This window comes from Dyella terrae, from assembly GCF_022394535.1.
GTDB lineage: Bacteria > Pseudomonadota > Gammaproteobacteria > Xanthomonadales > Rhodanobacteraceae > Dyella.
Genome location: NZ_CP089414.1, coordinates 3,671,364 through 3,683,781, shown reverse-complemented (window position 1 = coordinate 3,683,781; position 12,418 = coordinate 3,671,364). Strand labels below are relative to the sequence as shown.

The 12,418-nt window shown below is 62.4% G+C and carries 10 protein-coding genes; 7 read left to right on the top strand and 3 right to left on the bottom strand.

Annotation, left to right across the window (positions count from 1 at the left end; translation table 11 throughout):
• Window positions 1-93 precede the first annotated feature (93 nt).
• A complete protein-coding gene (locus DYST_RS16150; protein WP_239946618.1) occupies window positions 94-837 on the top strand; it encodes a DUF2968 domain-containing protein in 744 nt (247 codons plus the stop codon).
• An 80-nt stretch (window positions 838-917) separates the two neighbouring features.
• Here DYST_RS16150 and DYST_RS16145 read toward each other — a convergent pair whose 3' ends face one another.
• From DYST_RS16145 to DYST_RS16135, 3 genes are all read right to left on the bottom strand, one after another.
• Complete coding sequence (locus tag DYST_RS16145; protein WP_239946616.1) at window positions 918-2,402, bottom strand: alkaline phosphatase family protein; 1,485 nt, start codon at window positions 2,400-2,402, stop codon at window positions 918-920.
• 110 nt (window positions 2,403-2,512) lie between these two features.
• Window positions 2,513-2,929, bottom strand: coding sequence for a hypothetical protein (locus tag DYST_RS16140; protein WP_102301750.1), 417 nt, complete (start codon window positions 2,927-2,929; stop codon window positions 2,513-2,515).
• 197 nt (window positions 2,930-3,126) lie between these two features.
• Window positions 3,127-3,837: a DUF6624 domain-containing protein gene (locus tag DYST_RS16135; protein ID WP_239946614.1), complete on the bottom strand. Its 711-nt coding sequence runs from the start codon at window positions 3,835-3,837 to the stop codon at window positions 3,127-3,129.
• Window positions 3,838-3,989: 152 nt separating this feature from the next.
• Between DYST_RS16135 and DYST_RS16130 the strand changes: the two genes are divergently transcribed.
• The 6 genes from DYST_RS16130 to DYST_RS16105 all read left to right on the top strand — a co-directional run bounded on the left by DYST_RS16130 (window position 3,990) and on the right by DYST_RS16105 (window position 12,354).
• Window positions 3,990-5,534: a S10 family peptidase gene (locus DYST_RS16130; RefSeq protein WP_239946611.1), complete on the top strand. Its 1,545-nt coding sequence runs from the start codon at window positions 3,990-3,992 to the stop codon at window positions 5,532-5,534.
• 21 nt (window positions 5,535-5,555) lie between these two features.
• Entirely contained in the window at window positions 5,556-7,121 is a 1,566-nt protein-coding gene (locus DYST_RS16125; protein WP_239946610.1) for a S10 family peptidase, read from the top strand.
• A complete protein-coding gene (gene acpA, locus DYST_RS16120) occupies window positions 7,118-8,818 on the top strand; it encodes an acid phosphatase (protein WP_239946608.1) in 1,701 nt (566 codons plus the stop codon). Before DYST_RS16125 ends, acpA begins: the two co-directional genes overlap by 4 nt.
• A 125-nt stretch (window positions 8,819-8,943) precedes the next feature.
• Complete coding sequence (locus DYST_RS16115) at window positions 8,944-9,258, top strand: EF-hand domain-containing protein (RefSeq protein WP_239946602.1); 315 nt, start codon at window positions 8,944-8,946, stop codon at window positions 9,256-9,258.
• A 158-nt stretch (window positions 9,259-9,416) separates the two neighbouring features.
• Entirely contained in the window at window positions 9,417-11,273 is a 1,857-nt protein-coding gene (locus DYST_RS16110; RefSeq protein ID WP_239946600.1) for a M1 family metallopeptidase, read from the top strand.
• A 76-nt stretch (window positions 11,274-11,349) separates the two neighbouring features.
• Entirely contained in the window at window positions 11,350-12,354 is a 1,005-nt protein-coding gene (locus tag DYST_RS16105; RefSeq protein ID WP_239946599.1) for an alpha/beta fold hydrolase, read from the top strand.
• Window positions 12,355-12,418 lie beyond the last annotated feature (64 nt).

Here is a 12,418-nt window from a genome sequence, read left to right as displayed (position 1 = left end):
AGACCCTTAGACTGTCCCGGATGGCCCGGCCATGGAGGGAGTGCGCGCCCAAGCGCGCCCCGGGGCCGACCACGATCAGAGGGGAAAGACGGGATGAAGGCTTTGACTCGCAGCGCGAGCCCACGATGTGTGCTGTTCGCCATGGGCACCATGGTCCTCATGGCCACGTCGGCCTGCGCCAGCGCACCCGCCACGGCCAACAACCCGATGCCCCAGGCGGTGGCCGCTCCGGCCGCCACGCCGCCCAGGGTGCCGTTGAATACGGTCGAGAGCCTGCGTCAGCTGATCGATAACCACCAGCTCACCGAAATACGCACGACGTACAACAGCACCTACGGTGCAAGCCTGCTGTTCCGTCCGGAAACGCTGGGCTATTACGTGGTGCTGTTTCACGGCAAGGAGTTCTGGCGCGTGATGCAGACAGACTCCTTCGATGATGCCGAAAGCCTTTACCGCACCTTTGTGGCGCAGACGCAGACGCTGGGCCAGGTCGAAATCGACACCTTGCGCCTGGATGCCGGCAACAAGTACGCCGAGCACATGATCTCGGTGAACGAAGCCAAGCTGCGTAGCCTGCAGCAGGATGCGAACAACCAGCAACAACAGGCCCGCCAGGTGGCCGAGGCGCAGGAACAGTCGCGCCAGCAGGCCGTCACGCTTAGTAGCGATCTGCACAACACCAATGCGCAGCTCGATGCGGTGAAGCAGCAGATCCGCGCACTGGAAGCCGTGCAGGCCAACCCGGCGCTGGTGCTGCCCACACCGGCTCCCCCACCGGCAAGCACCACCGCCACGCCGACGACGCAGCCGCAACAGCAGCCACCCGCTACGCCCTGATTCGTCGGCGATAAGCTGGTCCACGAAACCGCCGCTGTCTTGCCGACGCGGCGGTTTTGTTTTTGGCGCTTCCGATGGCGTCAGTGGCGGGCAATAGACGCGCGATGCTGATTCAGGCGATCCAGCACGCCCTGGATGTAGTCCAGACTCTGCTTAGTGGTCTTTACCGAGGTTTCCGGCAGACGAATCTGCTCCAGCACGAGTGGCGCGGCTTGCGGCGCCTGACTGTGTGTCAGGCCGATGTCGAGGCTCGCAGCAATACGGGTGAAGCCCGCCAGCGCCGGATCGGGTGCAGCGTCAGGATCAATAGGAACGGATGCTGCCGCCATGGCCTGAAGAGCTGGGGCGTTGAGTTTCGTCGGTGCCTGCATGTCGCTCACCCTGGGGTCCGTACGCGTGAGCAATGGCAGGAGAGAAGCTGCCCCGGCATCGCGATCAGTCAGCGCATTGAGCTGGAAGAGCATCTCCAATGTTTTCAGCACGGAGGTGTGATCAAAAAGATCATGGTTCAAACCTGCATCGACCCACGGCGACACCAGCACGGCCGGCACGCGAACACCATAGCGGCGGAAGTCGAAGGGATACGGATCGGAGGCGTGCCCCGAATTCAAGTCCGCATCACCCGGGGCGTCACATGTTGGCGGAATGACGTGGTCGAAGAATCCGCCATGTTCGTCGTAGGTGATCAATAGCAGTGACTCTACCCACACGGGCGAATTGCGGATGGTCTCGTAGACGTACTTGATCAACGCTTCTCCGCTGGAGATATTGCCCTTGGGATGCTGGGAGTTGCCGCCGTACATGTTGGTCAGAATGCTGTAGTCGGGCTCGATGAAGGTGTACGCGACGTCGTACTGACCGGATTGGAGTTGGGCGGCGAAAGCGTCGTCCGAACTATCGGGACTGATGGATGCAAAGTTCGCACTGTTGTCGATGAACGGCATGACATGACGTTTGACCGCCAGCACCTGAGGCAATGCGTCGCCATGGAAGACCCGCCACGACAGGCCTTTGTCGTCGAGGCGGTCGTAGATGGATCCATTTTCGAAACTGAAGGCCGCCTCAGCAAGGGTGACCCCCGCAAGCGACGTCAGTGCACTCGGACTGTTCGTCAGCCCGCCGGACGAACCCGCGTGCACAAAGAACCGGTTCGGCCACGTGGGACCGGGCATGGATGAGTGCCAGTTGTCGAACACGGTAAACAACTGCGCAAGCTGCGTGAGCACAGGCACGCCGGCTTGGGTGAAACACGCCATCGTCTCCGGGCCGCCGCTCGCCACGAATCCCTGCATCGTCGGTACCGCCGAGGAGTCTCCGGTAAAGCCGTCCGGCGGCGGCGTCGAATAGAGCTGCTGCCAGACGTTTTCGAATTCGTGGCCTGGGTCCGACGCCGGCCGATCCGTTGCTCCATTGCTGGCTTGCACCGGTGGCAGAGGTGAAGCCGAAGGGTCCGGATTGCTCATCCCCGTCTTTACGCCATCCACGCCGGGCAGATAGCCGAGCATGTGATCGAACGAGCGATTTTCCAACATGAGTACGAAGACGTGCTTGATGGACGCAGGCATGCATGGCTCCTAATCGATAGCGCTGTACGATGCGTATCCGGGCGCCTCTCTTGCTGACAGGGTGACGACCGCTTTCCTTGCTTCGGCGCGTCCATGCTGGCGCATTCAGCTCACAACGTTTTGAATACGTCGCGTACCGCCTGCAGCAAGAACCACGCGGCGACGGCGAGCAGTGACGGTGTGGCGATAATGCTGAGTGTGGAAGCCACGCTCAGAAAGTGACCGTGCGCCTTGCTGGGTTCGATTCCCCGCTTCTTCTCTACCACCCATTGCAGAAACTCGATCGCGAAGAAGCGATGGGCCAGTCCGCAACCGACGGCCAGCGCCATGAAGATGAAGCACCACTCGAACGACGACGACGCTTGCTTGAACGCATCCTGGCCATGATCTGCGGTCTTTTGCAGATAAGTGGCGAAGAAAGCGAGTACCACCGGCGCCAACAGTGAAAGTCGAACGACCTCCGCGCTAAACGCCACATAGCGATCATGGATGCCGAGGTCCACGTCGAAATCCCGGATGTCGCTCATCGCCCTCTCCGTGTCCAGATGGCACCCTGAAGTATTGGCAGGCGGCTTGCGGCTGTCGCTAGACCATTGGTGATACCGAAACGGAGGCAGAATGCACCGCTCCTATCACGGCAGGACCGGCCCTCCACAGGGGCCCAAGCGCAAGCAATGACCACGGATCGACACGAGCCGCCGCATCGTCAGGGATGGTGGCGGCTCTACTTCGGGGCGGAGTCGGTCGCGTACATCGCGCGCAGCGCGCACTCGTAGTCATGCATGGGCATCAGGCCCATGCGCGCGCGCCGTTCTTCCAGATGCGCCGGGTCTTCCACCGGCGATAGATGCATGTCGCTGGGCTTCGCGGCGTCACCAACGAACTGGGAACCATAGAGCTGCGGCTTGCCCTGGTTAGTACGCACGCGATCGACCAGCATGGCGTAATCCGAGGGGCGAATCGTGCCGTCGTGCGCGCGAGGTTCGAGCAGGCCAAGCACGTGCGACTGAAACGCCGGATCGCTATCTGCATGCTGCACGAGCAGCCAGGCGTTGGTGACGCCCTGTATGCCGACTTGCTCCGGCGTGGGGAAACCCGAGCGAGCGATCACGCTCTTGAGCCAGGCGAGGTTGGTCGCATCGACCTGCTGCACGGCCTTCGCTTCCTTGCTGTCCATGTCCATGCCAACGGCTATCAATGCATCGCGTACCTGCTGGTCCCGGTCGGCATGCTGCTGCAATGCAGTACGCAACGCGGGCTCGGAGAACGTACGACCGCCGTCACGGCTCTTGGCCTGCTGCACGGCATTAGCCTTTATCCAGGCCGCCGCTGCCGGGCAGGAAGCCGCTACTCGCGCCGGCACATCGCCCTCCTCCGCCCGCGCCATACCGCAAGAAACCGCTGCAAGCAGCACCGGCACGATCCATGGCCTCATCCCCGCGCTCCCTGCGTTTGATCTTGCGGTGATGCTACCTCGGCAAATTTTCGTCAGTCAAAAGCAAGTCTCCCAGTACTTTTGTCACGGTCATCCGTCGGCCTTCCTACGCATACTCGGGCTTACATCGATCCAAAGCCCTGGGGAGTTCCATGCGTCGCCTTTTGACCTTGCTGATGGCCGGCAGCCTTGTGCTGTCGCCGTGTTCCATGACCCTGGCCAAGGATGCGCCGCCCGACAAGAAGGCCGCTGCCAGCAAGGACGAGGACATCCAGGCCCCCAGTACCGAGACGGCGGTGCGCACCAAGCACAGTGTGAGCGTCAACGGCCGATCGGTGTCGTACACCGCCACGGCAGGCACGGTGATCATCCGCGACGACAAGGGTGAGCCACAGGCCAGCGTGTTCTACGTGGCCTATACGGTGGACACCGGCAAGCCGGAGAAGCGCCCGGTCACCTTCCTCTATAACGGCGGCCCCGGCTCGTCGTCGATGTGGCTGCACATGGGTTCGTTTGGCCCGGTGCGTATCGCTACCGCCAGCCCTGCGGCCACTGCGCCCGCGCCGTACAAGCTGGTACCGAACAGCGACAGCCTGCTCGACAAGACCGACCTGGTCTTTATCGATGCGGTGGGCACGGGTTATTCGCGTCCGCTCGGCAAAAACGAAGGCAAGGATTTCTGGGGCGTGGATCAGGACGTATCAGCGTTCTCGCGCGCCATCCAGCGCTACGTGACCATCAATAATCGCTGGAATTCGCCCAAGTTCCTCTACGGTGAAAGCTATGGCACCACGCGCTCCGGCGCGCTGGCCGACGCGCTGCAGGACAAGGGCATGTCGCTCAACGGCGTGATCATCATGTCGTCCATCCTCAACTACGGCGTGCGCAACCCCGGCTACGACGAGATGTATATCGGCTACGTGCCGAGCTACGCCGCGGCCGCGTGGTATCACAACAAGCTGGCGAACAAGCCAGCCGATCTGAAGACTTATCTCGACCAGGTCCGCGCTTTCGCGCGCGGCCCATATGCCACGGCGCTCGCCAAGGGGCAGGACGTACCGCCCGCCGAAGCGGATGCGGTGGCACGCCAGCTTGCGGCGTTTACCGGCCTTTCCGCCGAGTACATCAAGGAAGCGAACTTGCGCGTCGACCCTTCGCGCTTCCGCAAGGAGCTGCTGCGCAATGAGCGTCGCACCATTGGCCGCTACGACGCGCGATTCGAAGGTGTAGACGAGGATTCCGCCGGCGAAACGCCGGACTACGATGCGTCCGACACCGGCATCAGCGGTGCCTTTGTCACTGCGTTCCATGATTACGTGAGCAACCAGCTCAATTACCACAGTGACCTCGAATACCGCCCGACCTTCGGCGACATCGGCAAAGCGTGGGATTGGAAGCATCAGGCCGCGGGCATCAAACGTCCGCTGCAGACCGCCTATGTCGCGGGTGATCTCGCGCACGCCATGCGCACCAACCCGAACCTGCAACTGCTGTCGATCAACGGTTACTACGATTTCGCTACGCCGTTCTTCATCACCGAGTACGACATCTCGCACATGAACCTGGAGCCATCGCTCCGCAACAACGTGCATTTCCTGTACTACCCGTCGGGCCACATGATTTATCTCAACACTGAAGCGCTGCAGCAGCTCAAGGGCGACCTGGCACGCTACTACGACGCCACCACCCACTCCTGATCCCCACCGGAGACGACTGACATGCGCCAGCTTTCATTTGCTTCGCTCGCCCTCGCCACGATTCTTGCGCTGGGTACTTTGCCGCTGCACGCCGCCGATACACCGAAGGACGCGTCCAAGTCCGAGCAGGGTGACAAGGACAAAGACAAGAACGCCGACGACAATAGCCAACCCGCGCCACCCGAAACGACGTCAGTGACGAAGCACAGCGTGCGCGTGGGCAACCGCAGCATCAGCTACACCGCCACCGCCGGCCGCCTCACCATTCGTGACGACAAGGGCAAGCCGACGGTGAGCTTCTTCTACGTCGCTTACACGGCCGACGGCGGCAAGAACAGCAAACGTCCGGTGACGTTCTTCTACAACGGCGGCCCGGGTTCGTCGTCAATGTGGCTGCACATGGGCTCGTTTGGCCCGGTGCGCGTGGCCAACGATGGCGACAAGCCGATTCCGCCTGCGCCCTATCACTGGGTGCCAAACGACCAGAGTCTGCTGGACAAGAGCGACCTGGTCTTCATCGATGCACCAGGCACCGGCTACTCACGCCTGGTCGGCAAGACCGACGGCAAGGACGTGTGGGGCGTGGACCAGGACGCCGATGCGTTCACTAAGTTCATCAGCCGCTACGTGAGCGTGAACAACCGCTGGAATTCGCCCAAGTTCCTGTTCGGCGAAAGCTACGGCACTACGCGCTCCGCCGTGCTGGTGAAGTCGCTGCAGGACGCCGGCATGGAGTTCAACGGCGTCATCCTGATGTCGTCGATCCTCGACTTTTCCGTCGCCGCGCCGGGCATCGATCACGGCTACATCGTGAACCTGCCGACCGAAGCGGCGATTGCGTGGTACCACAACAAGGTGCCGAACAAGCCCGCCGACATCAAAACCTTCCTTGACGAGGTGCGCCGCTTCGCCTCGGGCGATTACACCCTGGCGCTCGCCAAGGGCGATGCCATCGACCCGGCCGAGGTCGACCGCGTCGCCAACCAGATGAGCCGCTATCTGGGTATCTCGCCGCAGTACATCAAGGAAGCCAATCTGCGTGTCAGCCCGAGCCGGTTCCGCAAGGAACTGCTGCGCGACCAGCGACTGACGGTGGGACGTCTGGACGGCCGTTTCCAAGGCATCGATCCGGATGCTGCTGGCGAAACCCCCGATGGCGATACCGCCAGCGACGCTATCACCGGCGCCTACGTGGCGGCATTCAATCAGTACGCCGCGACCGAACTGAAGTTCACTGACGACCGCCCGTACCTGCCCAACAACTACGCAGCGATTGGCAAAAACTGGGATTGGAAGCGCAAGAAGAACGGCGGCTGGCTGCAGGCCACCTACGTGGGTGACGACCTGGGCGACGCCATGCGTCGTAACCCGCACCTGAAGGTCTTCTCGGCAAACGGTTACTATGATCTGGCTACGCCGTTCTACGCGACCGAATTCGACCTCACCCACCTTGGGCTGGAGCCGGCGGAACGCAAGAACGTCTTCTACGGCTTCTATCCATCGGGTCACATGATCTATCTCGACCAGACGTCGCTGCAGGAGACCAAGGCGGACATATCCCGTTTTTATGATGATGCAGCACCGTGACCAAGCTACCGCCTCAGCACTCCCCCGATACCGTTGAAGAACAACAACCCGTAGATCCCACCCGACGCCGCCTGCTGGGCGGCCTCGCGCTGGGTGGCGCCGCACTTGCGTTAGGCGGCACCGAGGCGATGGCCGCCAGCAAGGCGGCTGGACCCTCGCCCGGGGCGCCCGCCGCGATCGACGAAGCGTTGCGCAAGCAGATTCAGAAAGTGGTGGTGATCTATCTGGAGAACCGCAGCTTCAACAATCTGTTTGCCAACTTCCCCGGCGTGGAGCAGCCGCTCAGCGCGCTCAAGCCCGAGGAATACCAGCAGCGCGACCGCGACGGCTCGCTACTCACCAACCTGCCGCCGATCTGGCATGGCCTGGCCCCACACCAGCAGACGGTGAACCACCGCACCTACCAAGTGATGCAGGACGACATCACCGGCCTGCCGAACGCGCCGTGGGCCTTGCGTACCGGCAGCGGCGAGCCTTTGCCGCATGGCGTGGTGACACGCGACTTGGTGCACGCGTTCTACGAGAACCAGCGGCAGATCAATGGCGGCAAGAACGACGGCTTCGTTGCGTGGGGCGATACCGGCGCCATGGTGATGGGCCACTACGACGACAGCGCCGCCAATCTGCGCCTATGGCAGCTCGCCCGCCAATACACGCTGTGCGACAACTGGTTTATGGGCGCGTTTGGTGGTTCGTTCCTCAACCATCAGTATCTGGTCGCCGCGCAACCACCGTTCTATCCGGATGCCGACAAGAGCCCGGCGCAGTTCAACATTGCTGTGACCGAAAGCGGTAAGCCGGACGATCCGCGCTTGAAGCTGTCCGGCGAATCGCCGGCCAGCGCCATGCAGGGCAGGCCGAAGTTTGCGTCGCGCAGCCAGCTCACGCCCGACTTCTGGGCGGTGAATACCATGATGCCGCCGTATCAGCCGAGCAGTACGCAATCGGGCAAGGACGAGGATCTCGCCTCTGAAGACAGCCCCAACACGCTGCCGCCGCAGGTACACAAGAACATCGGTGACATGCTGTCCGCCAAGGATGTGGACTGGGCGTGGTATGCGGGTGCGTGGCAACTCGCGCTGGACGGCAAGGGCGACGGTGACGAACACCAATTCCCGCAACGCCCCAATTTCCAGATCCACCACCAGCCACTGAACTACTTCAAGAGCTTTGCGCCCGGCAGCACCGCGCGCGCAAAGCACCTGCGCGATGCCGGCGTGGGTGAAACGGCGAAGACCAATCATTTCCTCGCCGACATCGAGGCCAACCGCCTGCCCGCCGTGAGCTTCTACAAGCCGGAGGGCGACCTGAACATGCACGCCGGCTATTCGGACGTGGATGCGGGCGACCGCCATGTGATGACCATCGTTCATGCATTGCAGAATTCGGCGGCGTGGAAGCACACGCTGGTCGTCATCACCGTCGACGAGAACGGCGGCTGGTGGGACCACGTGGCACCGCCCAAGGGCGATCGCTGGGGGCCGGGTTCGCGCATTCCCGCCCTGATCGTGTCGCCGCTCGCGAAGAAGGGCTACGTGGACCACACCATCTACGACACCGGTTCCATCGCACGCTTTCTCACGCGCCGCTTCGGGCTGGAGAAGCTGCCCGGCCTGACCATGCGCGAGGAGGCCATGGTGGCCGCCGGTGGCCCGCCGCCGGGCGACCTGACCAACGCGCTGGAACTGGGCGCCTAAGGCCTTGTTTGGTTCTGCAGGAGCGCACCTGCGCGCTCCTGCAGAACGGCAAGGCTCTGCCCGAACGAACTGCTCACATCCCCGGTGACATACTCCGCCCGCCTTTTCAGGGAGAGACATTCACCATGCGTCACACCGTTCTCATCATCGCCGCACTCGCCGCCTTTGCCGTTACCGCCAGCCACGCGCAGACGGGCCTGGGCGCTATCGCTAACCAAGCCCAGAATTCGATGAAGAACTTCGACATCGCCGACAAGAACAAGGACGGCCTGTTGACGAAGGAAGAAGCCGAGAAGGGCCCGGTGCCCTTTATCCGCGCGCATTTCGACGCCATCGACAAGAACCACCGCGGCGTGGTGTCCAAGCAGGACGTGGTCGATTACGTGCAGTCGCTGCAGCGCCCGCAGGCAGCGCCCGCGACGGCGGGTTCGACGCACTAAGCTGGGGATAGGCATCGCTGCCCCCTCAAGACAGCTACCCCTCCACCGTCATCCCGGCGTAGGCCGGGATGACAGCAAAACCCAGGATGACCATCCACACCCGCGGCCACCCACCCGCCAATGGCATACTCGGCATTCCTGCTTTTGGAGTGCCCCCGATGCGCCCGTCCCACTTCCTCGCCTTCGGCGCGCTTGCGCTGCCGCTGAGCGCCTTCGCTGCCGACCCGCATTCCTATGCCCAGCCCGACCAGGTCCGCGTGACGCACCTGGATCTGGACCTGAAGGTCGACTTTCCGCACAAGCAGTTGGACGGTCAGGCCACGCTGAAGCTGGATTGGAAGGACGCGAAGGCGAAGTCGCTGGTGTTGGACACGCGCGACCTGAAGATTGCCAGCATCGAAGGCATCGATGCCGCGGGCAAAGCAAGCGCGCTGAAGTACGCGCTGGCGCCGAATGACAAGGAGCTGGGCAGCAAGCTGACCATCGCCACCCCGCAGCATCCCGCGCAGGTACGCATCGTCTACACGACGGTACCGACGGCCTCCGGCCTGCAGTGGTTGACGCCGGAGCAGACAGCGGACAAAAAGCTGCCCTTCATGTTCTCGCAATCCGAATCCATCCATGCGCGTTCGTGGGTGCCGCTGCAGGATTCGCCGGCCGTTCGTTTCACTTATAACGCCCATGTCACCGCACCGAAGGACGTGCGCGTGGTGATGAGCGCACTGAACGATGCCAACCATCCGCTGGATGGTGACTTCAGCTTCAGCCAGCCGCATCCCATTCCCTCGTACCTGCTCGCCATTGCGGCGGGCGATATCGCGGCGAAAGAAACCGGCCCGCGTTCGGCCGTCTATGCCGAGCCGAGCATCGTCGGCAAGGCGGCGAAGGAATTCGAGGACACCGAGAAGCTGATCAAGACCGCCGAGTCGCTGTATGGCCCATATACCTGGGGCCGCTACGACTTGCTGGTGCTGCCGCCGTCGTTCCCGTTCGGCGGCATGGAAAACCCGAACATGACCTTCGCTACGCCGACGCTACTGGTGGGCGACAAGAGTCTGGTGTCGGTGATTTCGCATGAGTTGGCGCACTCGTGGTCCGGCAACTTGGTTACCAGCGCTGCGTGGCGCGACATCTGGCTCAACGAAGGTTTCACCACCTACGTGCAGGGCCGTATCACCGAGGCCGTCTACGGCAAGACCTTGGCCGATGAAGAAGCGCTGATTTCCGCGCGCGGCCTAGAGAAGAACATCAAGGACATCCCGGAGAACGCGCAGCGCCTTGCGCCCAAGCCCGGCATTGGCGCGGACGATTCGATTTCCGAAGTGCCGTACGACAAGGGCAGCTGGTTCCTGCGTACGCTGGAACAGCGCTTCGGCCGCGAGATCTTCGATGCGTACCTGAAGGGCTATTTTGCGCACTTCGCATTCCAGAGCATCACCACGGAGCAGATGCTCGATTACCTGAAGGCCAACCTGTTCGACAAGAATCCCGGCAAAATGAGCTGGGATGAAGTGAAGCAGTGGGTGTACGAGCCGGGCATTCCCAAGGATGCGCCGCTACCGGATTCGCCGCGCTTCAACGCCATCGACAAGGAGCGTGCATCGTTCCTCGCCGGTTCGCTCGCCGCAGACAAGCTGGATGCGAAGAGCTGGAACACGCAGGAATGGATGTACTTCCTCGACGGCCTGCCGGACGTGACGCCGCTCGACAAGATCAAGCAGATCGACACCGCATGGCACCTCACCGGCACACCCAACGCCGAGATCGGCATGCGCTGGTATAGCCACGCCATCGCCGCGGGTGACAAGGATGTGTGGCCAGCCGCCGCCGAGCACATGACGCGTATCGGTCGCCTCTACCTGACGATGCCGCTGTACCGCGCCTTTGTGAAGACGCCGGAAGGCCTCGCCTATGCGCAGCAGGTGTATGACAAAGCCAAGAGCGGCTATCACCCGCTGACGCAGCAAGCGGTCGAGACACTGATCGAAAAGGCCAAGAAGAACGCGACCAAGTAAACCCAGCGCGGGCCTCCTTGCAAAAGGAGGCCCGCGACGCCATCGATAGCTGCATTTCCTACTACTGAGTTCCCCCATGGCCACCAAGAAAACGACGCCTACCACGACCGCACCAACGCGTCCCCTGTGGCAACGGCTCGCCCTGCGTCGACTCAAGTTCCTTGGCTTCGTCGCCATCGTGCTGGCTGTTGTGCTGGGCGGCTCCTACCTGTTCGCGCCGCAATGGCTGATGAGCGCCGACATCAAGCGCCAGGCCATGGCTGCGCATGTGGACAAGCACTCCGTGCAAGTGGGCGACACAACTTGGTCGTACTACGAAGGTGGCGAGGGGCCCACGCTGCTGTTGCTGCACGGTTTCGCCGCCAGCAAGGAAGTGTGGTTGAAGCAGATGGAACAGCTCACGCCCCACTTCCACGTGATCGCACCGGATCTGCCGGGCTGGGGTGAATCCACCCGCGTCGATGGCGCCAGCTACAACGTCGACTCGCAGGTCGCCCGCTTGCAGGGCTTTGTCGACACGCTGCACCTGCCCAAGTTCGTGCTTATCGGCCACTCCATGGGTGGCGCGATCGCCGGCGTCTACGCCGCCGAACATCCGGAGCACGTCGCCGAGCTCGCACTCATCGACTCGTTCGGCCTGAAGGCCAACGAAAACGAGTTCTCGCGCGAAGCCATGGCCGGCAAGAACGTGTTCATCTTCGACAACCGCGAGCAGTTCGCCAAGGCCACCGCCTGGGCCTTCGTCAAGCCGTTGAGCATTCCCGGCCGCTTTCAGGACGTGTTGATCGAGCGTAACAAGAAAGACCGCAGCTTCCTCGACCACACGTTCAACGAACTGCGCGATCCCTCGCAGTATCTGTCGCTGCAAAACCGTCTGGATCAGCTCCAGATGCCGGTGCTCGGCCTGTGGTGCCATGATGACAAGATCATCGACATCTCCGCATTGGATAGCCTGCGCAACGGCCTGAAGAACGCCAGCGCCATCAGCACCAGCATGCTCACGGGCTGCAACCACATGCCCAACGTCGAGAAGCCTGATGAAACCGCGCGCATCATCACGCAGTTCGCGCTGTCGCACTGATGAAGAACGCAACCGCCGCGTGATCGACATGCGCGCCGCCGCATAAGCGGTGGCGCGCAGCCTT